This window comes from Paenibacillus taichungensis (assembly GCF_013359905.1).
Classification (GTDB): Bacteria; Bacillota; Bacilli; order Paenibacillales; family Paenibacillaceae; genus Paenibacillus; species Paenibacillus taichungensis.
The window spans coordinates 90,834-114,393 of the sequence record NZ_JABMCC010000111.1 but is presented as its reverse complement, the minus strand read 5'-3'; the positions used below and the strand labels follow the sequence as shown (position 1 = coordinate 114,393).

General features: G+C 48.1%; 23 protein-coding genes. 7 read left to right on the top strand and 16 right to left on the bottom strand.

Going from position 1 to position 23,560, the window contains the following annotated elements; genetic code table 11:
• Positions 1–8 precede the first annotated feature (8 nt).
• Positions 9–815: a TatD family hydrolase gene (locus tag HP548_RS14785; protein ID WP_175382093.1), complete on the top strand. Its 807-nt coding sequence runs from the start codon at positions 9–11 to the stop codon at positions 813–815.
• Positions 816–923: 108 nt separating this feature from the next.
• Here the strand turns inward: HP548_RS14785 and nfsA are convergent, their stop codons facing one another.
• From nfsA to HP548_RS14740, 9 genes are all read right to left on the bottom strand, one after another.
• Complete coding sequence (gene nfsA, locus HP548_RS14780) at positions 924–1,667, bottom strand: oxygen-insensitive NADPH nitroreductase (protein ID WP_099858655.1); 744 nt, start codon at positions 1,665–1,667, stop codon at positions 924–926.
• Positions 1,651–2,259, bottom strand: a complete 609-nt coding sequence (locus tag HP548_RS14775; protein ID WP_076290660.1) for a TetR family transcriptional regulator — start codon at positions 2,257–2,259, stop codon at positions 1,651–1,653. The genes nfsA and HP548_RS14775 overlap by 17 nt, the downstream gene beginning before the upstream one ends.
• Positions 2,260–2,486: 227 nt before the next feature.
• Positions 2,487–3,647 carry a YhgE/Pip domain-containing protein gene (locus HP548_RS14770; protein WP_076290661.1) on the bottom strand — a complete coding sequence of 387 codons (1,161 nt, stop codon included), beginning with the start codon at positions 3,645–3,647 and terminating at the stop codon, positions 2,487–2,489.
• Between the two features lie 334 nt (positions 3,648–3,981).
• A complete protein-coding gene (locus HP548_RS14765; RefSeq protein WP_175382092.1) occupies positions 3,982–6,510 on the bottom strand; it encodes a heavy metal translocating P-type ATPase in 2,529 nt (842 codons plus the stop codon).
• Between the two features lie 163 nt (positions 6,511–6,673).
• A complete protein-coding gene (locus HP548_RS14760) occupies positions 6,674–6,874 on the bottom strand; it encodes a copper ion binding protein (RefSeq protein WP_053779829.1) in 201 nt (66 codons plus the stop codon).
• A gap of 48 nt (positions 6,875–6,922) precedes the next feature.
• Entirely contained in the window at positions 6,923–7,324 is a 402-nt protein-coding gene (locus HP548_RS14755; protein ID WP_076290663.1) for a metal-sensitive transcriptional regulator, read from the bottom strand.
• A 153-nt stretch (positions 7,325–7,477) separates the two neighbouring features.
• The gene (locus tag HP548_RS14750) at positions 7,478–7,960 is read right to left on the bottom strand and encodes a GNAT family N-acetyltransferase (protein WP_175382091.1); all 483 of its coding nucleotides are present in this window, start codon (positions 7,958–7,960) and stop codon (positions 7,478–7,480) included.
• 206 nt (positions 7,961–8,166) lie between these two features.
• Complete coding sequence (locus HP548_RS14745; protein ID WP_063566250.1) at positions 8,167–8,349, bottom strand: hypothetical protein; 183 nt, start codon at positions 8,347–8,349, stop codon at positions 8,167–8,169.
• A gap of 123 nt (positions 8,350–8,472) precedes the next feature.
• Positions 8,473–9,363 carry a DMT family transporter gene (locus HP548_RS14740; protein WP_076290665.1) on the bottom strand — a complete coding sequence of 297 codons (891 nt, stop codon included), beginning with the start codon at positions 9,361–9,363 and terminating at the stop codon, positions 8,473–8,475.
• A 210-nt stretch (positions 9,364–9,573) separates the two neighbouring features.
• Here HP548_RS14740 and HP548_RS14735 point away from each other — a divergent pair, with 210 nt between their 5' ends.
• Positions 9,574–10,461 carry a LysR family transcriptional regulator gene (locus HP548_RS14735; RefSeq protein WP_099858710.1) on the top strand — a complete coding sequence of 296 codons (888 nt, stop codon included), beginning with the start codon at positions 9,574–9,576 and terminating at the stop codon, positions 10,459–10,461.
• A 185-nt stretch (positions 10,462–10,646) separates the two neighbouring features.
• Here HP548_RS14735 and HP548_RS14730 read toward each other — a convergent pair whose 3' ends face one another.
• From HP548_RS14730 to HP548_RS14705, 6 genes are all read right to left on the bottom strand, one after another.
• On the bottom strand, positions 10,647–11,405 hold the full coding sequence (locus tag HP548_RS14730) for a nucleoside phosphorylase (protein ID WP_076290667.1): 759 nt from the start codon (positions 11,403–11,405) through the stop codon (positions 10,647–10,649).
• A gap of 1 nt (position 11,406) precedes the next feature.
• Positions 11,407–12,078 carry a sulfite oxidase-like oxidoreductase gene (locus tag HP548_RS14725; protein ID WP_076290668.1) on the bottom strand — a complete coding sequence of 224 codons (672 nt, stop codon included), beginning with the start codon at positions 12,076–12,078 and terminating at the stop codon, positions 11,407–11,409.
• A gap of 46 nt (positions 12,079–12,124) precedes the next feature.
• A complete protein-coding gene (locus HP548_RS14720; RefSeq protein WP_076290669.1) occupies positions 12,125–13,048 on the bottom strand; it encodes an ABC transporter permease in 924 nt (307 codons plus the stop codon).
• A complete protein-coding gene (locus HP548_RS14715) occupies positions 13,032–14,099 on the bottom strand; it encodes an ABC transporter permease (protein WP_024632283.1) in 1,068 nt (355 codons plus the stop codon). Before HP548_RS14715 ends, HP548_RS14720 begins: the two co-directional genes overlap by 17 nt.
• Positions 14,096–15,595: an ABC transporter ATP-binding protein gene (locus tag HP548_RS14710; RefSeq protein ID WP_175382090.1), complete on the bottom strand. Its 1,500-nt coding sequence runs from the start codon at positions 15,593–15,595 to the stop codon at positions 14,096–14,098. Before HP548_RS14710 ends, HP548_RS14715 begins: the two co-directional genes overlap by 4 nt.
• A gap of 104 nt (positions 15,596–15,699) precedes the next feature.
• The gene (locus HP548_RS14705; protein WP_076290671.1) at positions 15,700–16,731 is read right to left on the bottom strand and encodes a BMP family lipoprotein; all 1,032 of its coding nucleotides are present in this window, start codon (positions 16,729–16,731) and stop codon (positions 15,700–15,702) included.
• Positions 16,732–17,008: 277 nt separating this feature from the next.
• Between HP548_RS14705 and HP548_RS14700 the strand changes: the two genes are divergently transcribed.
• The 3 genes from HP548_RS14700 to HP548_RS14690 all read left to right on the top strand — a co-directional run bounded on the left by HP548_RS14700 (position 17,009) and on the right by HP548_RS14690 (position 21,410).
• The gene (locus tag HP548_RS14700; protein ID WP_175382089.1) at positions 17,009–18,451 is read left to right on the top strand and encodes a hypothetical protein; all 1,443 of its coding nucleotides are present in this window, start codon (positions 17,009–17,011) and stop codon (positions 18,449–18,451) included.
• Positions 18,452–18,690: 239 nt separating this feature from the next.
• Entirely contained in the window at positions 18,691–19,323 is a 633-nt protein-coding gene (locus HP548_RS14695) for a DUF5317 domain-containing protein (RefSeq protein ID WP_076290672.1), read from the top strand.
• Between the two features lie 254 nt (positions 19,324–19,577).
• Positions 19,578–21,410 carry a bifunctional diguanylate cyclase/phosphohydrolase gene (locus HP548_RS14690; protein ID WP_099858660.1) on the top strand — a complete coding sequence of 611 codons (1,833 nt, stop codon included), beginning with the start codon at positions 19,578–19,580 and terminating at the stop codon, positions 21,408–21,410.
• A gap of 128 nt (positions 21,411–21,538) precedes the next feature.
• Here the strand turns inward: HP548_RS14690 and HP548_RS14685 are convergent, their stop codons facing one another.
• Positions 21,539–21,706, bottom strand: a complete 168-nt coding sequence (locus tag HP548_RS14685) for a hypothetical protein (protein ID WP_162842449.1) — start codon at positions 21,704–21,706, stop codon at positions 21,539–21,541.
• A 302-nt stretch (positions 21,707–22,008) separates the two neighbouring features.
• Here HP548_RS14685 and HP548_RS14680 point away from each other — a divergent pair, with 302 nt between their 5' ends.
• A complete protein-coding gene (locus HP548_RS14680; RefSeq protein WP_175382088.1) occupies positions 22,009–22,839 on the top strand; it encodes a sensor histidine kinase in 831 nt (276 codons plus the stop codon).
• A 1-nt stretch (position 22,840) separates the two neighbouring features.
• A complete protein-coding gene (locus tag HP548_RS14675; RefSeq protein WP_090904095.1) occupies positions 22,841–23,497 on the top strand; it encodes a response regulator in 657 nt (218 codons plus the stop codon).
• Positions 23,498–23,560: the final 63 nt, after the last annotated feature.

Sequence of the window (23,560 nt, the reverse complement as noted above, 5' to 3'; positions counted from 1 at the left end):
ATCCATCCATGCAATCAACCGCTTTTGCACCCTTGATCGATGCTCATCTTCACCTGGACAAATATACACCTGAAGAACAACGTGAGATGCTGCATTCCTTCCCATCCCAACAGGTTGAGGCGGTCATCGCCGTTTCCATGAATCTGGCATCTGCCCAGACTAACCTGGAACTAGCATCACAATACCCTCGTACCGTATATCCAGCCTTTGGGTTCCATCCTGAGCAGCCCATGCCTACCCTGGCAGAGCAGAATCTGTTCTTCGAATGGATCGAAAAGCATATGGGACAAGCCACAGCGATTGGGGAAGTTGGATTGCCCTATTACAACCGACAGGAAGCCGAACAGGCAGGACACCAATTTGATCAGAGCGCCTATATCGATCTGTTAGAAAGATTTATCCAGCTAGCCAAGCAACATGGAAAACCGATTGTACTGCACGCTGTATATGAGGATGCCGATATCGCCTGTGACCTATTGGAACAATATCATCATCGTCGGGCTCACTTTCACTGGTTCAAAGGTTCCAAGCGGACCGTCCAGCGAATGGCTGACAATGGTTACTTCGTCTCATTCACACCTGATATTGTGTACGAAGAGGAAATTCGTGAATTAGCGCGCCAGTATCCTTCCGAGCAGGTTATGGCAGAGACCGATGGGCCTTGGCCTTTCGAGGGACCTTTCCAGGGAAGAATGACGCATCCGGCCATGACGAGACAGGTTATTCAGGCATGGAGTGAAGTGACCGGTATGGGAACGGAGCGGGCAGCGCGTCTCTTTTATCAGAATACGAAACGCTTCTACGGTCTTCCTTAGGTCCAAATTGGCATCCAGTCTTGTAATGATTCCTTAACTAAATAGGTACAGTTTACAAAAAAAGAAGTCAGTCGGCATCCGCCAAACTGACTTCTTTTGAATTCACGCTTAACGTTTCAAGAATCCTTTGCCTTCGAGGAATGGCTTCATCTGTAGACGTACCGGTTCAGTGAGGCGTTTCGCCATCATTTCGGACCACGGTGTAGAACGTTCCCCTTGGGTGCGCTCCTTCATGTATGCAGCGGTCGTTTCGTCATAGATCTCGACGCCTTTGAGGGTCTGCTCAGCGTTATAGCGGCCATGGTGTAAGACGGCTTCCAGCGGTAGACGCGGACGAATACCCGTCTCCTGATCAGCAACACCAATGCACATACCATATACTGGATAGACGCCGTCAGGCAAGCCCAATACTTCGCTAACTTCCTCAATGCGATTGCGCAGCCCACCAATATATACAATTCCGAAACCTAGTGACTCTGCTGCAAGCGCAGCATTTTGCGATGCGAGTGCAACATCAATTGTGGCCACCATAAAGTTTTCAGTGGAGTCCTCATAGGATTCTTTTTCAGGCAAATAACGCTTGGCAGCATCACTCAAGCGATAAAGGTCAGCACACCATACAAGAAACACAGGGCATTCGTTGACGTAAGACTGATTACCTGCCAATTCAGCCATTTTGGCCTTCTGCTCCTGTTCGGTTACAGCAATTATAGTATAGGCCTGCACACTACTTGAAGAGGAAGCCATCTGCCCAGCCGCCACGATTGCTGCCAGCTGCTCCTTACTTACCGGGTCTGGCTTGAATTTCCGCACAGAGCGGTGCTTCATCATCAATTCAATGGTTTCGTTCATTGCTATTCACTCCCAATCCTCGTAGTACGAATTCAATGGTCTGCTCAGCCAGCTCATCTGTGTTCATATCCTGATAGTCAAAGCTAAATCGTGAGTTTTTGGCCCGTTTGTGCGCCAAAGCTACACCCATGACCTGAAGCATCGCATAAGATACGGATTCGATCTGAAATACGCCCTGCTCCTTGCCTTCTTGCAGTAGTTCTCTCACTCTGGTCCAGACGGGGTCCAAAAAACGAAACACGGTATCTGTGCGATGGGTACGCAGCGTAATTTCAAGCTGCACAATATCGCTCATCTCCCGGTCCGTCATTGTGAACTTTACAACTTCACCTATGATTCGTCGGATACCCTCCACGGGGGAGGACATGGACTCTTCAGCCAACTCATTCATCATATGATCAGGAAAAAAGTGCTCAAATAATGCTTCGAACACCTTTTCTTTTCCGCCAAAATGATACGAGACAAGCGATACATTCGCACCCGCCTCATCACAGATTTGACGAACACTCGTCCCGTCATACCCCTGCTGTGCAAAAAGTTTCTTGGCTGCAAGCAATATCCTCGTTTTTATATCCAATTCCGGTTCCGTCATTCCGTCCGCTCCTCTTGTCCGTTCTATTCATTTGCTCCAGCTCACCGGGCTGCAGCGAGACTACTCTATCGTTTCATTATGAAAGTTTGTGCATCAAAGCGCAAGGTGTGCCGCCTGTGTTCCTGCAAAGCTAGCCACCTCAACCTACTATTAAACCAAGCACCCCGGTGAAAATCACCGGGGTGCTTGGCCATATCCTATGAAGAACAACCATGATGACAGGAATATTAGCTGTTCATTTGTGCCGGGCTTGGTGCCCCAGCTGGCATGCGTTGTTTTTTCAACAACGTCACCACCAGGGAGAGGGCTACAGCAACCAGCAAAACAATAACAATCGAGCCAGCAGCGGATTGAACTCCTGGTCCGCCCAGTTGAGCGCTCAGAACACCTTGAACGGCATATGTGGCTGGCAGATACTGACCAATACCACTGTAGAAACTGTTCAGCAATTCACGTGGCACCATTGCACCGGAAGATACCAGTTGCAGCGACAGTGAGATGATGTTGAACAAGCTTCCTGCTGGTCCAAAGCAGATCAGGAAGAACTGGGAGAAGAACATGAATGTGCAGAGGAACAGCGCCTGGAACAACCAGAATGCGATAAATCCTTGCTGGATCTGTCCGCCCAGCGACACAATCAGTGATGATCCCAGCAGAGAAACCACAAGAGCAGACCCCAAATTAATGACTACTCTGGCACCAAACAATGTCCAGCGGGAGTGAGTAGCAGACAGCATACCCATCGCGGTCTGCAGATTCATCCCCATAATCATGGCTCCCACATAAGAAGCGAGTACCATCATCATCGGAACCATCTGGTTGTTCATGCCGTTAACCGGATTCATGGAAGTGGTTGTACCTTCCACTCGTGTAGTCAGGTTGGCAGCAGCTTCAGCTGCCTGATCTGCAGGCGCTCCGGAAGCCGTCAACACAGCTTGCACACCTTGAGCGGTTGCTTGCTTGTTAATCGTGTTCGTCACGCTTTGCGATACACCTTGCATCATGCTTTTGATCGTAACCGGATTCGCCTCGTTGATGGTGTACTTGATTTCGGCAGTGGAACCGGCTGTCTGAATCAGCTGGTTAAAACCTGCAGGAATATTGAGCACCATATGAATCTTACGATGATTTAACTGGTCAAGTGCTTCGGCAGCACTCAGATTCGTTACGGTATGAAAAGGAAGCGTCTCAGCCATACGATCTGCGATCCCTTTGGACTGTTCTCCATCCTCATTGACAACGGCAACCGTCAATTCATTCATCCGGTCATTCACTCCGGAATATGCTGTCATCCAGATCACGCTGAAGATCACTTGGAACATAAGTGCCGTCACGATCCCCACAATTACTGGCGGTTTTTTCAACAATATACGTAAAGCCTGCAACATAAATGATGTCCTCCATTACTAATTAGTTCGAATTTGATGTAAACGATTGTTTAAATCAAACGATCGTTTTAAATTTTAAGTCTATATGTCTATATTGTCAATCTATTTCTGAAAGGTTCAGAAATATAAAGATGTGTTTCGCAAACAATGAATTCCATTTCATAAGAGGACATCACTTCACACGCTCACCTTCCATTAACAAGGAAAGGACCATTCCTTTAACATATTTCAAACACCTTTTATCAACAAAAAAGGCACGATCCGCCGTAGCGTACCGCACCCTATGCTTACTCTTGAGTATAATGCAAAGTTGAATTACGTCCCTCAATGGACATCAGTCATTGCTTTTAAGTTTCATTCGTTGCAGACGCAGCGAATTCAGTACAACCGACACGGAGCTGAACGCCATGGCCGCACCTGCTAACCAAGGAGCCAGGAAGCCCACTGCTGCAATTGGAATACCAATCACGTTATAGCCAAGTGCCCAGAACAGGTTCTGCTTAATATTGCCCATCGTACGCCGGCTCATCTCGATTGCATCTGCAATACTGTTCAGATCGCCGCGCATTAACGTAATATCCGCTGCTTCCATCGCTACATCAGTTCCGGTTCCAATGGCCATACCGATATCGGCTGTAGCAAGGGCCGGAGCATCGTTGATACCATCTCCAACCATCGCTACCTTGAGGCCACTCTCCTGAAGTTTTTTCACTTCTGCCGCTTTGCCCTCTGGCAGTACCTCAGCCAGAACTTTATTAATTCCGGCTTGCTCTGCTACAGCGCGTGCTGTCCGCTCATTATCTCCCGTAATCATGATGACATCGATTCCCATAGCATGAAGCCGCTGAATGGCTTCCCGTGAAGTATCCTTGATGGTGTCCGCCACGGCAACAAGCCCAGCCCATTGACCATCCACCGCGACCAGCATCGCTGTGCGCCCTTGTTCTTCAAGGTTGTTCATCTGTTGCATGGTTTCCTCGGAGACATTCACCTTCGCATCTGTAAGCAGTCGGCGTGTCCCGACCAGGACCTCTTGTCCCTGAACCCGAGCTCGCACACCATATCCCGGTATGTTCTCGAATTGCTCTGATTGGGTTAACTCCAGACCTTTACCTCGGATTCCTTCCACAATCGCCTCAGCCAAAGGATGCTCCGAACTCTGCTCTGCCGCTCCCACCCGTTGCAGCAGCTCTGCCTCCGTCCATTCTGGAGCCGTCACCACATCCGTAAGCACGGGCTTGCCTTGGGTAACTGTGCCTGTTTTGTCCAGTACAACGGTCTGGATCTGCTGTGCCGATTCCAGATGTTCGCCGCCTTTGAACAACACACCATATTCCGCCGCGCGCCCTGATCCAGCCATTATGGACGTTGGTGTTGCGAGTCCAAGCGCACAAGGACAGGCAATAACAAGTACAGCAATCGCCTTCTCCAGCGAACCAGCAAAGTCACCAGGACTGGCGAACAGATACCAGATTAGGAACGTGACTACCGCGATGCCTACAACAATTGGAACAAAGATGCCTGAGATCACATCGGCAATCCGCTGAATAGGGGCCTTGGAACCTTGCGCTTGTTCAACCACTTTAATGATCTGCGATAACGCCGTGTCCGAGCCCACGCGGGTCGCACGCAGTCTTAATACTCCATTTTTGTTCAGCGTAGCGCCTGTAACGGCATCCCCTGGTTTTTTATCCACGGGCAGGCTCTCTCCGCTTAACATGGATTCGTCGACAGAAGATTGCCCTTCCTCCACGATGCCATCCACAGGAATGCTGTCTCCGGGTTTTACCAGAACAAGATCACCTACCGCAACATATGCCGACGGTACAATAACTTCCTGTCCATCACGAATCACTCTGGCTTCACGCGGAGCCAGTTCGATGAGGCTTTTAATCGCCTGAGAGGAGCGCCCTTTAGCTACGGCCTCAAACCATTTTCCCAATAGGATCAACGTAATCAGGATTGCACTCGTCTCATAATAAAGCTCCACGGTTGGCATGGCTGTTGTAGCCATTCCCGTCCCACCATGATCCATCATGGTCGAAGCTGCATTGCCACTGGTCAGGGTCAGATACAGACTGTAGAAGAACGCCGCACTTGTACCCAAAGCAACCAGTACATCCATATTGGCACTGCCATTACGAAGTGCTTTATAGGCTCCCACATAGAACTGCCATCCGATGACAAACTGTACCGGCGTTGCCAACACCAGTTGGAACCATGGGTTCATGAAAAGATCCGGTACCCAGATCCACGAGGTGAATGAGAAGTGGCCCACCATGGCCCAAAGCAGCGGCAAAGATAACAGGGCGGAGATCATCCACTTCCACTTTTTGCGCTGTAATTCACGCTCACGCACCGACTGGGTATCTTCCTGTGTCTGCTGCAATTCCGCACCATAACCGAGCTGCTTGATCTTCGCCGTAATATCGGTTGCCTTCAATACTCCTGCTGCAAATTCCACATGTCCCGTTTCCAGCGCCAAGTTCACGTTTGCACGGGATACACCTGGCAACCGGGAAAGACCTTTTTCGATTCGGGTAGAACAAGCGGCACAGGTCATGCCTGTAATGTCCAGATCCACGGATTCCGTTACTGTACCATAACCAAGTGCTTCCACTTTATCCCGCAAAGCATTGATGTTCGTTGTCTTCGGATCATAGGATACCGTCGCTTGTTCTATAGCGAGGTTAACATTCGCCTGATTGACCCCTTCCATTCGGGACAATCCCTTCTCAATCCGGGTAGAGCAGGCAGCACAGGTCATCCCTGTAATTTGCAGTGTTGTCTGTAATCCCGCCGTTTCCGGTGATGGTACGGGTTCTGATGCAGTTGTGTTGTCCGTTGTTGATGACTTAACCATGTTGTTAGCTCCTTTCTCTATGAAATATTTTTATCTATCCAATACCCCCAAGGGGTATATAAAAGACAGAAAATCAGGCTTAAACAATGAACTCATTTATTGGAAAAGAGATCTATTGAATTCCTTTCCATGCTAAGGGAAGTTCAGTTTAAGCCTGCGATGATTAGACTACGTCATACCCTTGATCTTCAATGGCTGCCTTGATCTGATCCACATTGACTTTTTGCTCGTCATATTCAACTGCGACAGTTCCTGCTGCCAGATCAACCTGACCATTCGCTCCTGCATTCTTCACGGCTTCTTCAACCGATTTCACACAGTGATTGCAAGACATTCCTGTAACGTTTAACGTAATATTTGACATGGGTAGTTCCTCCTTAGATATATAAATGATGAGTTCATTCAAAAATAGTTACTTCATTAACTTCCTTACCGTTACCAATAATTCATCCACAACCTCATGCTCTCCGGCCTGAATGCGCTCAACGATACAGCTCTTCATATGACCTTCCAGCAATAGCTTGCCTACTGAATTAAGAGCAGACTGAGCCGCCGCGATCTGCGTCAGCACATCATCACAATAGGTGTCCTTCTCGATCAATCCCTTAATCCCGCGAATCTGTCCTTCAACACGGTTCAAGCGAGAAATCAGGTTGCCCTTCATCTCTTGGGAGTGATGGCTCTTGCGCACATGCTTTCCATCACTGCCTGACGTATGACAAGAATTGGCTTGCTGATCATCTGTCTGTGAGACTTCGCTAACCTCTGTTACGGATGACTCCAAAGGTTCCTTGGGATGGCTCTGATGTTCCATCGCGAACACCCCTTTTCTTTCGTTCTGTTATAAGAGTAGCATACCCCATGGGGGTATGCAAGTCTGTTTTATTTTTTTCTCAAAATGGATGTTTTCCATCCTTCTTGAGCTGACTATCTCGCCAGACATCCCATTAGTCTTCGTAGAGGCTTATTATAGTATGTATTCCATTCTGCTGCTGCGGACAGCCAGACCTAGTTGCTCATAGAAAGCTTGAGCACCAATATTAAATGTAGACACGGTCAGTTCAACACTGTCGACCTGTATTTCTTTGCCTAGTTCGATTAATTCGTGCATCAACAGTTTGCCTGTCCCATGTCCGCGATGTTTGCTGCCAACGATGATCTCATTGATATATAACATCTTTCGATCCTTTAACAAATCCACATTCTGAATAACATTCAACTGTGCGCTCGCATATCCAACAATCTCACCCCGATCCAGCAATTCCGCAACATAGAGATAACGATGATCGGCTTCCAGCAGTTGTTCATATTCCTTATAACTCATTCTCGTTTGTAACTCTCTGTATACGTCTGGCCTGGCCTCTACATGCAAGTGATGAAGCTCATCCATTAATGCAGATACTCCCGTGTAATCTCCGATGACAGCCCGTCTAATATTGATTCCACTCATCTTTACATTCTCCCCCCACAAATGTTTCCATGATTATACAATAAATAAACATCTATCGATGTGATTCATGAACCCAGACTGCGTGTAGCGGATATTTCCCTTAAATATCAGAACGATGATACTCCAAAGCATATCCTTTCTTATTTTATAAAAAAAGCAGATACCTTAACGGTACCCGCTTCTTATTAAGCTATATCTGGTTTCTCTTATTCTTTGGATGATTTACCTTCATCAAATGCTACAGGTGACGGTTTGGCAGACCACTCGTCCGCTTGCGGCTCAATATCTACACCGCTCAAAATTTTCTTTTTCTCCATCAAGGAATCCCCGTCTTCATCCAGTTTGTTGCGAATTGCCGCCTCATCCTGAGGTTGATTGTTCTGTGTCATGTTGGAGTCCTCCTCTTCGTAATCATGGTGATGTTCCTATATATAACTTACCCATTTTTTGCATTGTCATTCTGAATGTATACAAGGTTCATCAACCACTTGAAGAAAGTTCACCACATAACTTTATATTTTCGCTACCTTGCTACCCTTCACTTTAACATTCACAAGCAGGATGCTGGCAATAATCATGACCAGACCTGCGATCAGATTGACCGTCACCGACTCTCCGAGGAACAGCACACTGCATAACAAGGCGATCAGCGGAATCAGGAACGTGAACGATCCTACTTTACTGGCTTCGCCGGAGCTGACCAGTTTGAAGAACGCGAGCCAGCCCATCGCAATAACAAACACCGAAATAAACAACGTATCCAGTATAAAAGGAAGCACCCACTGCACATCAGCCCAGCTCTCTGTGACCGTACCTGTCAACGTCAGAACAACTCCGCCGATCAAAATAGGAATGGCTGTCATCCAGATTCCATCGACCTTCATTGAATTTCGCTTCATATATACGGTCCCGATCGCCCAGCTAATTGCACTGAACAGCCCAAGCATAACCCCTTCAGGGGATACTTTGCCTGTCATGCCGCCAATACTGATCGTAGCCACCCCTGCAAAACCGAGCACCAATCCGGCAATTTTCAGTCCATACATGGACTCACCCAGCCACAACCATGCCCCGATTCCGAGCAGCACAGGCTGTAGGAACACGATGGATGAAAATAAGCCTGCCGGCACTTCCGTCAGCCCGACGGTCTGAAAGCCGTAGAAGAAGATGATATTAAGCACCGCCGATATGGCATAAATATGCCAGGTTTGCTTTAGTCGTAGCGTTTTGTAGCGGGGAAAAGCATACAACCCTAGCACCAGACCCCCAATTAACAGGCGCATGCCTGCGAATATGAGTGGCGGTGTAAAATTTAACGCGTATTTGGTCAGGGGCCAGTTTACTCCCCACATGAGTACCAGAAAAGCCAGGACCCAGCCTGCTTTTGCACGTGATAAAGCCATATGTTTATTCTCCTATCCGGCACACATCTACAGCTGCAGTTTAATCAACCGTACACATTATCCTGCGCTCTTTCTGTGCCTGCAAACCATTTGGAATTCGATCCAGAACCATTTTACATTCATTCTTTGATCGTTCCGTTTCTTCATGATACAATAATGATTGAAATAATTGAAATGCATGTTAATCATAAGGAGCATACCATATTTGTTATGAACAACTCACAGTTGCAGTTATTTGTGAAAATTGCAGAGACGGGAAGTTTCACCCGCGCAGGCCAGGAACTGAATATGACACAGCCCGCAGTCAGTCGGGCCATCTCTTCGCTGGAGAATGAACTGGATGTCACTCTAATCATACGGGATCGTAGGAACGGCATCGTGCTTACGGATGTGGGACAGCGAATTCTGGTCATTTTCCGCCGCATTTTACAGCAATTTGATAAGGTACAGCAGGTCGTTGCCGCCGAAAAAGGGTTGGAGATTGGTACGATTCGTATTGGCTCTTTTCCCATGTCATCTGCCCATCTGCTGCCGAAAATCATCCGCTCCATTCGGGACCGCTATCCTCAGATTCAGTTTGAACTGCACGAGGGAAACATCCTTGAAATTCAGGAGTGGCTAAGCTCACGCGCTATTGATGTAGCTCTCATTATTGCCACAGACAAAGAGTCAGTAGATGTGGCTTATGAGACGCTTCCACTCTATAGCGAGGAGATGCTTGCGGTGTTTCGGGACGATGAACCTTTTGCGAATCAGGAAATTCTGCCCGTACAAATGCTGGACAAACACCCCATGATTATTTGCAAAGGCGGCTATGAGGTACCGATTGTTGATCTGTTCAATCGAGCAGATGCAGAATTACATTTTGGATTTGTCGTGTATAACGTAAACACTTGCCTTAGCATGATAGAGCAGGGACTCGGAACAGCCATGCTACCTGCAATCTCTCTATCCTGGCTGCCTCCGGGTGTCAAAGCACTTCCCACAGAGCCGAAAGCCTACCGCAATATTGAGATTGCTGTTCCTTCACTTGTCGATGCTTCTCCCGCATCCCGGTTATTTATTGAGACGGCGCAGCAGTTGTTCGGACAACGCTAACCAATTGATTGCACCTTCCAATCTAGCGCCAGTCGCTTCTATCTCAAACTCAAAAGGGCGTCCCAAAGTCATGAACATGACCTTATGGGACGCCCTTTTATATTGTCCACCTCAGATGGACATCATTTGCTTATTTTGCAATTTTACCAGCAGTAGTGCTACAAAATGCCCTGATGATCTCAGCTTTACGCCTGATCCTGACGAGCGAGTGCAGCCAGTGCACGCAGTGCCGCTTCGATCTCACGCTCAACTGCATCAGCTACCGCATTTGTGTGCGGATCATATTCGGCCGCCAGGTCGCTATCTGCGAATCCATCGATAGCGACAATAGCTCCAGCACGAGCGCCGCGCAGTGTGCTGACGATGTAAAGCGCGGCAATTTCCATCTCAGCGGCAAGAGCACCCGCCTGCTTGTACTTGCGGTGAGGAATCTCTTCAACCCCAGTGAAGAAAGCATCTAGGGTTACGGTAATGCCTACGCCAACTTTACCCGCACTTGTAGCTTTCGCTCCACTTGTATGCTCACGAGTCGCTTCAATTAACGCTTGCGTAACACCAAGGTCCGCAACCGCAGGGAAACCATCCGGTACCAGCTGACGTGTCAGCCCGTCCGTACGAACAGCAGCCGTGCTGACGATTACACTGCCCGCTGGGTAATCCGCTGTATACGAGCCAGCTGTACCTACACGAATCAAGGTCGTTACCCCTGCCCGAATCAGCTCTTCGAAGCAGACGGCTGCTCCCGGTGATCCTACGCCATGGCTGACCACGGCCATTTGTACACCTTCATACAATCCTACAAACGTGCGATACTCCCGGCTGAACGCCAGTTCTCTCGCCTGCTCCAGCTTGCGGGAAATTTTCTCCGCACGTGCCGGATCACCACAAACAATGGCATACGCAGGCATATCTTCGGAATGAATTTGCAAAATAGGCATCAACATCTTAATCAAACTCCTTCTTCGTCCATTCGTCTTCTGGAATCGGAATATCTTCACCAGAGAAGCGCTGCTCCTTGAACGGATCGGCAAAATGATGGAAACCATTGACTTCCCAGAAGCCATTGCGATCTTCTTTCATGAATTCCAGACCGCGTATCCACTTCGCACTCTTCCAGAAGTAGAGTTGTGGAACAACCAAGCGCAGCGGATAACCGTGCTTCGGTGTGAGCGGCTCACCGTTAAATTTAAAAGCAAGCAATACATCGTCATGCATCAATTCTTCGAGCGGAACATTTGTCTCGTAATCATGATCTGCGTGGATCATGACGTATTTCGCTTCCGGTTTAACGCCAAGAAGCTTGATAAAATCCGAAAACCGGATGCCTTCCCACGGCGTGTCGAACTTGGACCAGCGGGTAACACAATGAATATCGCTCACCGTGTTCACTTGAGGCATCGCCTGAAGCTCGGCGAAGGAGAATACCTTCTCCTCTTCAACTTCACCGAATACCTTCAAATCCCAAGTGGAAAGGTCGTATTCCGGCACTTCACCTTCATGCAGAATCGGGAATTTCTCGGTCAGTACCTGCCCCGGCGGCAGCCGGTCTCCGTGCTCAGCACCCGCTTTGGATGCCGGGATTTTCGTTTTTTTCAGACGTTCAGCCTTATTATGCAAGCGTGATTCCTCCTTCTTTATATGCTTCCAGCATAACATTCAGGAATTAACGCGAGCTTCCGCCCGCTTTCAGTGCGTCTTGTGCATAGGTACGGTCCTTGAAGAAGAACATCGCCACCAGTGTCACAATATACGGCAGCATCATGGTAAAGTGAGTTGGTAGCGCAAAGCCCTGCAATCGGATACTAAGAGCTTCCATGAACCCGAACAGCACACTGGACCCCATAACGCCAAGCGGATTCGCTTGACCCAGCATCGTTGCTACTAATGCGATGAAGCCGCGACCTGCGGTCATGCCTTCGGTAAACATCGTAACCTGACCGAGCGATAACTGTGCACCCGCCAGGGCGCACAATACGCCACACATCAGAACTGCACCATATTGAATACCGCGCACCTTGATGCCGATACTCTGTGCCGCTACCGGATTCTCGCCAACCGAACGAAGGCGGAAACCGGAGACACTTTTGAACAGATAAAATTGCAAGGCAATTACGATAATAATCCCGAGATACACGAGCGGGCTGTGCCCTGAGATGACATCACCTACCCACGGAATGTCCTTAATAAGAGGAATGTCCCATTTGGGGAGTCCCACCATATCCTTGTCATAGTAAGCACCTTTTACATCAAAAATCGCACGAAGCGCAAAAGTCGTCAGTCCTGTCGCCAGAAAATTAAGCGAGATCCCGACCACAATGGCGTTGGCCTTCAGATTAATACTGATAAAGGCAAATAGCGCAGAGAACAACATGACGATCACAATCGAGAATAGTACGGCCAATAGTACATTGCCGAACAGATAGTTACCGACAATAGCGGAGAAAGCACCGATCAGTACGAGTCCTTCCAGACCCACGTTGAACAGACCGACACGAGAGCATAAAGCCCCACCGAGCGCTGCAAGCAGGATCGGCGTCATAATCCGCAAGGTAGAGCCAAACATGGCTGCATCAAACAGTTGTTGCATTGGACTTTTTCTCCTTTCTCCGCTTCAGGAATGAATATCCGATCTGAGCCGATACAAATAACGTCAATACCGCTTGGATGACACTGCCGACTTCCAGCGGTACATCCGTATTACGTTCCATCCCCATAGCACCTGTCTGCAACGCTGCAAGCAGGATTGCCGCCACAGCTGTTCCTAGCGGATGCGACCGGGCAAGCAAAGTCGCCATAATGCCGCTCCATGCATAACTTGCCGATGACAACGACCCATCAAGGAAACGGTACTGTGTACCCAGCACTTCCCCTGCACCCGCAAGGCCTGCAAGTCCACCACTGATGATCATGGACAGCATCATCATGCGGATACGGCGCACACCGCCATACGTTGCAAACGAAGGATTGCTTCCCAACATGCGAATCTCATAACCGGTTACTGTCTTGTGTGTGAACCAGTAGATGAGAATCGCTGCCACAATAGCAATGATGAAGCCGGCATGCAGTCCCATGCCCTGGAACAGCTTCGGCAGCCAGACACTCTGATCAATCATAGGCGTCTGAGCCATTGCCGCCGATCCCGTGCGGTCTTTAAACGGGTAGGATACCATGTATCCTCCAAAATATATTGCAATATAGTTGAGCAGCAGCGTTGTGATCAACAGATTCATGCCAAAGCGCGCATCCAACCAGCCTGCAAACAGTGACCAGACTCCACCGGCGATGATTCCTGCCACAATAGCTGCAATACAGACAAACCAGCCTGGACCCGGCAGGTAGAGCGCCGTCAGCGCTGCACTAAGTCCGCCAAGAACCATCTGTCCTTCTGCACCCATGTTGAAAAATCCGGCACGGAACGCCAGGGCTACGCCCAACCCCGCAAGAATAATGGGCGTCGAACGTGCCAATGTGTTGGTGAAGAAGTAGAAGTTACCGAAGGCTCCTTTCCACATCTCCGCATACGTATCCACCACAGACCCGCCAACGACCAGAATGGCTACAGCACCTGCCAGCAAACCGATGAATACGGCGAGCAGCGGCTGTACGAGTCCGCGAAGTGTTTCTTTTACCCGATTCATATCCGCTCTTTCCCTCCTGCCATCAACAAGCTGATCTGTTCTTCTGTTGCTTCATCTGCCTTCAGTTCCCCGGCGATTCCGCCTTCATACATAACAATGATCCGATCCGATAATTGCAAAATCTCAGACAATTCCGAGGAAACGAGCAGAATACCCGCACCTTCATTCCGTTTGCGCAGCAATTCAGCGTGGATGGTCTCCATCGCTCCGATGTCTACACCCCGTGTAGGTTCAGCCGCAATCAGAAACGGCGTATCCTGGGCAAATTCACGCGCAGCAATCAGCTTCTGCAAGTTACCGCCGGAAAGGAACTGCGCCTTCGTTTCTGCAGAACCCGTTTTGATGCTAAACTGCTTGATCCAGTTCTCCACCATGTTCCGTGCTGCCTTCGCTTTAATGATACCTTTTGATTGAAGCCGGTGATGGTGGCCCATCAGTCCATTTTCACGAACGCTCGCATCCTTCGCCGCTCCCCACATATAGCGGTCTTCTGGGATATGGGCAAGTCCATGCTCCCGAATGCGCCGCACTGGCCAATTGGTTGTATCCTGCCCTGACAGCAGGACGCGGCCACTATCTGCCTTTCGCAGTCCCGCAATGATCTGGATCAGTTCAGATTGACCGTTTCCGGAAATACCCGCGATTCCAACGACCTCGCCGTTCCGAACTTGCAAATGGATATCCTTGAGCGCAGAACGATCCTCTGCTCCTGACAGATTTACCGCTTCCACCTGAAGCACAGCTTCTCCCGGAACGGATGGCTGCTTGTTCATGCGAACCAGCTCACGACCTACCATCAGGCGGGACAGTTCCTCTACATTCGTGTCTTTTGCTTCCAATGTACCTGTCACCTGACCATCACGAAGAACCGTAATCCGGTCTGCTACATCCATGACTTCCTGCAGCTTGTGCGTGATCAATACAAAGGTTTTGCCCAACTTGGCAAGGGATTTCATATTCGCGAGCAGTTCTTTCACTTCCAGCGGTGTCAGTACTGCTGATGGTTCATCCAATATAATGATATCTGCGCCCTGATGCAGCACCTTGAGAATTTCAACACGCTGCTGCATGCCCAGAGGGCATTCGAATACTTTTTTCCACGGATCAACTGGCATACCATACGTTCTGCCCAATTCATTCACCTGGGCCGCCGCTTGTTTGCGGTCAAATACCCCTGCCGCAGACGGCTCACGGCCAATCACGATGTTCTCGGCAACCGTAAAGGAAGGAAACAGCATGAAATGCTGATGCACCATGCCGATACCACTTGCCATGGCCTGAGACGGAGTTGCGAAGCTTACCTCGCGTCCACGAACTTTGATTGTGCCTGATGTCGGTTGCTCCATACCATACAACATACGCATCAGGGTTGTCTTACCAGCGCCGTTCTCACCCACGAGGGCATGAATCTCTCCTTCTCGCAAATTAAAACGGATGTCCCGGTTAGCGGTGAAGCCGCCGTATTTCTTCGTAATCTGCTCCATCTCCAACAGCATATCTCGCGTTCTCTCCTCTCGGTCTTAAATAGCAGCAAAACCGGCTGCCTGATCGGGCAGCCGGCTGATCAACTCAATCACTCAGTCCTATGGGACAAAGAATACTATTGTTGCAATGGATCTTTCACAACGATTTTGCCAGATACGATATCATCCTTGATCGCTTTAACCTTGTCGATAACCTCTTGTCCAACAAAAGCACTCAATGGAGATTCGCTGTCACGTGTTACATACGTCAGGCCTACGCCATCTTCTTTCAAGCCATAGTTCACAGCGCCTGCTTTGAAGTTTCCTTCTACAAAATCCTTCACTGTTTGATAAGCAACCGTATCGGTCGACTTCAATTGAGACAATACAATATGTTCCGGATCTTCAACGGTACGGTCTGTATCCTGACCGGAAGTATAGAAGCCTTTTTCCTTCGCGGCTTCGAACACGCCCAGATCACCTACAGCAGATGCTCCAGCGATGAAGTCAGCACCTTTGCCGAATTGTACCAACGCAAGTTCTTTTGCTTTGGCCGGGTCGTTAAATCCACCAACGTAGTTCACAAGGAATTCCGCTTTCGGGTTAACTGATTCCAGACCAGCTTTGAAACCTTCTGTATATTTCTTGATCAATGGAACGTCCATCGCGGCAATCATACCGACTTTGTCTGTTTTCGTAGACAGTCCGGCAGCTGCACCAAGCAGGTACGCTCCTTCATATTCATGGAAACCAACGCTACGAACGTTAGGCAGATCAACCGTTGTGTCCACAATAGCAAAGGACTTGTCCGGATTTTCAGCAGCCACTTTTTTCAATGCATCTTCTGCCTGGAATGTCGCTGTAATGATCAAATCATAGTTCTCAGCAACTGCAGCACGCAGGTTTTGCTCAAATGCGGCCGGGTCAGTCGATTCAATTGTTTTGGTATCTACCTTGAATTCCTCGCCTGCTTTTTTGAAACCTTCATCCATCTGTACGAAGAACGGGTTTACCCCGATTTTTTCAGGAAGTACAAGCGCCATGCGCAGTGATTTTTCACTGTCGCCACCTTGGGCCGATTGTTCGTCTTTGGAAGCAGAATTTCCACAAGCCGCCAGCAATATAGCCAACATGATGATCGATAAGACGAACGATAAACCTCTTTTCATTTTGAAAATTCCCCTTTTCACTATTCTTTTTTTATAATCCTAGCGGATACTGTCGATCCTTGTCAATAAATCTTTGAGCAGATACACTAAATGGAATATAATAGTTGATTTGCCTTCGGCAGAGTCTCCGAAGCCTCTCTATACCAAGGTTTTTTCCGTTGACATCCAGAGCTGCTCCATGCTAAAGTCAATCCAATTATTATATTCATATAGGATTTGTCAGAATTATAACGCAATCTTATTTATTTTCCAACCCTATTTTAAGGAGGCTATTCATTTGAAAAAAATCACCCAGATCACACTGGCCGCTCTGCTCGCCGCTCCGGTTACACTCGGCAGCCTCAGCTTGCCCGCTTCGGTATCCGCAGCATCCGCCACTCCCGCAGGACAAACGACCTCACAGGCTGTTAAAGGACCGGTAGCACAAGCTCCTTCAGTCTATACCGAGAGTGCAGCCGATTACGCGCAATTCCTGCAAGCCAAATACAATATCCAATTACCGAAACAATTAACGAAGGGTGACTTCATCAAGGCGATTGCTACCATTCTTGAAGCCGATCAAGCTGCTCCTGCTACAGATGAAGCAAGTAACAGTGAAGTTAAGGCCCCAGCCTTTACTGATCTGAACTCGAATGATTCTACTTATAAAGCTGCCGTTTCCTTATATAACAACGGCATCCTATCCGGTACGGAAGTGCGTGCCAATGACCAACTGAGCACTTATGCTGCTGTCTTCATCGCAGTCAAAGCAGCCGGATTCAAAGAGCTGGCCTATACATATCCTGAAAACAAAACAGCAAAGGCACTTGCGAAACTGGGCATTAGCTCAAGCCGAGTTCAGGGACAAGCCGCGCAGGAACTGGCCGCTGCCATTGATACAGGTCTGATTCCTGAAAGTCTTTACCCCGCTCTCCGTAAGGGTGGCGAAGCGAGTTCCGATTTTGCCAACATTTTGCTTGGACGGGTATTAACCAGTCAGGGTAAATATAAAAATGAAATTGGCCGTTCCGGCGACGCTGACATTTACTCCAAATTGTACGCTGCCTATCGCACTGCTGATTTAATAGAAGCACCGGAGCTTCGAACCATTGTGGATCAAGCTCTGCGGAATGATCTCGTCACAGGTTACAATCTTAAGGATAGTCGCTTTGATTCCAACTTCATCGATGAACTGACTTTAACTTACGGTCATGATGATATTAAACATGCGGTGCAGTTGATTGGACTGTTGCGTAGTGAAGGCATCGATGCTGACGTACAGTTCCAACCGAAAACATCTGCCTTCATCTATTTGAAGGAATGGGGAGAGCCCAAAGAAACACCGGATTACAAAGTAACCCAGATCGAGAATGGCAACTACATCGCCTACGCCAAAGAATATGACATTCAGTTCGAGTTCAATAACACAGCGGACAAAGCCCGTTTCAACGACATTATATTGAAGTATGCCAAAAAGAATAGCGATGACACCTCTGCCTTGATCCATGCCTCCTGGTGGCAGCCGCTCTATTATTCACCGACTGCTCTCGCGGAATATCCGGTCATTGCCAACAATAAAATATCACTTGGCAACTATTACGCACAATCCTTCTCCCTTAAGGAGAATTCCAAGGCAATTCAGGAAGGTTTCCGTAAGCTGGCCCCTGATGCGGACATCTCCAGTTATACCTTCTGGGTTGACCACCCGTTCTTCAATTATCTCAACGGGGAATCGGAATAAACTGAACATATGCTAGGTGCATTAAAGCTCGCAATTTGACATAATATAAAGCCGTCTTTACCGAACTTTACAATGGATTCGACCCATTGGTTCGTAGAGACGGTTTTTTATTTATCTTTTTACAAATTTCTTCTCAAAAAATTATATTCCATTGCAGGATTTACCAGTAAAAGGTCGAATAACATAGGTACACAAACACGCAATCACGTTTACACATATCTGTAAGACAGGAGTTAATCATGGTATACGACGGCATTCTGCTTGGCTTGATCGTTGGACTGTTCCGGGGAGGATTTCGGTATGGTCTCCACCAGTTTGCAGCACTCAAGCTGCGAGGCGGATGGATTTTTCCGCTATTGCTGCTGGCCCAGTTCTTCATCTTTTTCTTGCAGGAAAGGCTTGATTGGGTTGCATCTATCAACGGGTACCTGTTTGCTGCCGTTTATGTCACAGGTTTAGCATTTTTGTGGCTTAATCGACATTACAAAGGTTTTACGTTGATCTGGATCGGTGTATTTCTCAATTTCATCGTCATGGCGGTGAACGGTGGGCGTATGCCAGTTTCTGTGGAAGCCTCTGCTGTTCTTGGTCCCTATTATGTGGATATGCTGCGCGAAGGTGGAGCGGTATCGAAGCACTATATGATGGATGCTTCCACACATCTTTCATTCCTAGGTGATATCATCCCACTGTCCAGCCCTTATCCACGGACTCAAGTGATCAGCATTGGTGATGTGGTCATGAACATTGGCATATTCCTGTTTATCCAGTACATGATGGTGAATCGAACCGGAGAAGCTTTGCAGCCAGTGAATTCCATCAGGCCTGAAGAGATTCGGACAGACTCCAAGGAAGGGAGGTCTTTTCCATGAAAAAATTCGAAGGCATTAAATATTCCCGTCTCGTCATCAACGCAATCATCGTAGCTTCTGTCGTTGTTGCTTTGACTTCGGGATACAAGCTGGGTGGCTAGTACATATACTTCGCCAACCAAGACAAACAGGCTGCCAGCGGCCTGTTTTTTCTTTCTGGATTTTTGGGAGGTAACTTGTTATGTTATACATCAATATAGTACAAGCCGATATATTCACATCAAGAGCAGACTAAACCAAGCAGGAGAATTTTTATGAACTTTATTCGTAACCTTATCCATAAAGCAGATCGGAGCAGCATGTATGTCGTCTTGCTTAGCTGCACCGGCATCGGTATTTTTCTGTATATGAACAAGTGGTCTTATCTCCATCTATCCTCTGACGAATGGGTAATGGTATACACGATGCTCGGTGCGGCGCTGATTTTGGATTATTTCACGTTTCAAATTCCGCCCAAAGGCAATCAGCAATCCATGGACTCTTCCGTGTACCTCGCCTGTATCTTCATGTTTGGTGGTGCATTCAGTCTGTCTGTACTGCTGCCGGTTTCCCTCATTCTGTTAATCAAGGATCGCAAACTCACCTGGTGGAAACATATCGTCAATTTCAGCATTTATAGCCTTATGATTGCTGGAGCGGCTTATGTATTTACTTGGACTGGAGGAATTCCGGGAGCACTGGATGGATATAACTTGCTGCCCTATTTTGCGGCACTTGCAGCCTACTTCATCATCAATACAATCACGCTTGGCCTGTTTTTTCATTTCTCAACCAAGGATGCATTACAGCAGATGAAGCGTGTGTTTGTTACCGAATCGCTGCTGGTCTATTTATGTACATTGATTTTGGCGCTCGTGCTGACCATTCTCGTTGTGCATAACGGCGTTCTCGGCCTGCTGCTCTACCTCAGTCTTAGCATTTTGCTATCGCATGCGTTCAAACAGCTGTTTGTGATGTATCAAAGTATTGAGGAAAAGGCCAATACGGATCAACGCACAGGTTTATTTAACCACAGCCATTTTGAAAGTATGCTGGAAACCGAGCTTGGTAACGCCCGTTCTCAGGGAACCCCGCTTTCACTGGGTCTCATCGATATTGATGATTTCAAAAAGTATAACGACCGCTTCGGTCATCTCCAGGGTGACAGCCTGCTGGCTCTTCTCGGAGATTTCCTCAGTCGGAAGACAGAAGGCACTCCCGTTACCGCCTTTCGTTACGGCGGAGAAGAGTTCACCTTACTCATGCCAGGTATGGACCTGGACGAGGCCTATGCGTTCATGAACAAGCTGCGCAAGCAGCTGAACGATACACCTTTTGAAGGAGTGGAAGTTTTTCCGCACGGTTGTCTCTCGTTCTCCGCAGGTGTTGCTCGTTATGAGATCGATATGTACAACAAGTCACAACTTGTGGATCAGGCGGATAAAGCACTGTATTATGCCAAAAAACAGGGCAAAAACAATGTGCATCGCCACGGCAGTAACGACGGTATGGAGCAAGAGATTGATCTGGTGCAGGATGTGCGCGACATTGAGCAGCAGCTCAACTTGTTCAGATATAAGGATATGGATACATTCAAACATTCCAAACGCGTATATAAGTATGCTCTCGATTTAAGTGAGTTGCTGGAACTCGATAATGTGGAGAAGCGAAATTTTGTACTGGGCGCACTAATTCATGATATCGGGAAGCTGGAGATTCCGTGGTCCATCCTGAATAAGAAAGAGAAACTTACCGCTGAAGAGTGGGAAACGATCAAGGGACATGTCATTTGGGGCAAAAAGATGGCCATGACCAACGAGCGTTTTGCCGATCTCATTCCCTATATCGAATTGCATCATGAACGGTATGACGGGGCAGGCTACCCTTATGGTCTGAAAGGCAGTGAGATTCCAAGGTTGTGCCGGATGCTCACGGTGATTGATTCCTTTGACGCAATGACGACAGAGCGACCGTATCAGGAAACGAAAAATGTGGACGAAGCAATCAAGGAACTACAGCTGTGCTCCGGTTCTCAGTTTGATCCCGAGCTAGCCGAATTGTTCATCCGATATATTCAGAAACGAACGGTGCAGCAACAACTTGTGTAACACCCGTAGAATCACCCCTTACAAAGCCAAAAGCGCTACCCCCGGCCTAATCGGGGATAGCGCCATTTTCATGTTCATCATGGAATGAATCATGCACCAGACTATTTCATTCTTGTGCAGATTCTGCGTTATCGAGTGGTATTCATTTCGTGTGAAGTCTGATGCAGCTCTTTAATCATCTGCTGCAAAAACATGTTATCCTGACGACTGATTCCGTGCTGATTGTCTTGAAGAAGCATTTGATGAATGTTCTTCTTAAGCAACTCGCTGCGACGTTCCAATACCTCTTGATTCATGTTGTTGCGTTCACTCCTTAACATCTTTTGTAATGAATTTGTGTTCTATATAAGTATAGAGGACCTTCTTCAATAGGGAAAATGGATACAGCTCCACTCATCTGTACTCATCAAGGCTCACCCTGCGTGACATAATTTCACCCCATGTTGTTCTTAGATATCCTTCTAAATGCTCCCTTATCCACCCGAACTTCCTCCGAAGAAAGACAGACTAGGGTCTGAAGCAAGCATGCGTTATAATGGTGCCAACCCTTGAAACAGATACATATAATTGGACCTTATCTCAAAGGAGTTCTGTATTCATGTCATACAAACAGATTAAATGGATGATTCTGTTGGTCCCCACATTCACGGTGGGACTCTGGGAATACATCCGTCATCAATTCCTGATGCCCTACCTTTCCATGGATGCAGGCAACTGGCTTACCCCCCTTATCCTTTACCTCATAAGTGTCACCTTGCTAAGTCGCTTATTTAAAATGCTGGAAAGTGCCAGGGCTGCTCTGGAGCAGGAGCGCGCTTCCAAAGTGGCACTCGAAGCTCGGGACCAACTGGCCCGTGAGCTTCACGATGGCATCTCGCAGTCTCTTTTTCTCCTGTCGGTAAAAACAGACAAGGCCGAGCGCAGTATGGCTGGAAGCGGCCACGAGAATGACATTCGGGAAATACGCAAAACCGTACATGAGGTCAACGCTTACGTACGGCAGGCCATCGCCCAGCTCCGCTACGTGCCTGGACAAGTGGCAGTACCGGAAGGAACCTCCCTGCTGTCACAGGTGGAATTACTTATAGAGGAGACGGTTCCTTCGGCGCGTCTGGAATGGAATCTGGAGAGCACCTTCTTCTCCCCAAAGGAGCAGGTAGAGCTGCTCGCCTGCATTCGGGAAGCACTACTTAACGTTCGTAAACATGCCCGGGCTACAGATATTCAAGTGATTGCAGATGGGACTCCTTTTGTCTGGTCGATCTTCATTCAGGATAACGGTGTTGGTGTGAGCGGGGATCCACTGCATCTGAAGGATCGGTACGGCTTGAGAATTACGAAGGAACGTGCAGTTCAGATGGGCTGGTCTTTCGCCCTTGATTCAAGGCCAGGTTACACACGAATAACCATTGGGAAGGGGCATGCTTAATATGGAACTTGTACGGGTATTGGTTGTCGATGATCACGCGCATGCGCGTGAGGCGATCTGCAGTATTTTATCCGAGGACAGCCTATTTGAAGTTATTGGTACCGCTTCGACTGGACTCGAGGCACTGGAGCTTACCGGGCAATGGATGCCCGATCTTATTTTGATGGACGTGCAGATGCCGGATATGGATGGGCTGGAAGCCACCCGCCAGATCAAACTGCGCTTTCCTTATGTCATTATCGTCATGGTCACTGTATCGGATGATGTCACGTACCTGTTCGAAGCACTGAAGCAGGGAGCTCAAGGATATTTGCTCAAAAATCTGGCTCCTTCCACCTGGCTTGAATACCTTCGCGCCATCGTCAGTGATGATGCACCCTTGAGCAAGGAACTTGCCTATCGAATCCTTCAGGAATTCCCTGCACCTCGCACGGAAGATGTACCCGATAATCCCCTGACTACGCGGGAGCTAGAGATCCTGCAATGGGTATCTGCGGGTTATACCAATCGTGAGATTGCCGACCAACTTGGCATTTCGGATCAAACGGTGAAAAATCATCTGAAGAATATTTTACAGAAACTACATCTCGAAAATCGTGTGCAATTAACCCGCTATGCATTGGAAAGCGGACTAGCAGGGCGTAAGCTGCGTAAATAGCGGCACATTCATGTTTTTGTCACAATTCTATGGATCATTTCGTTTTTTTATAGCCCAATGTAG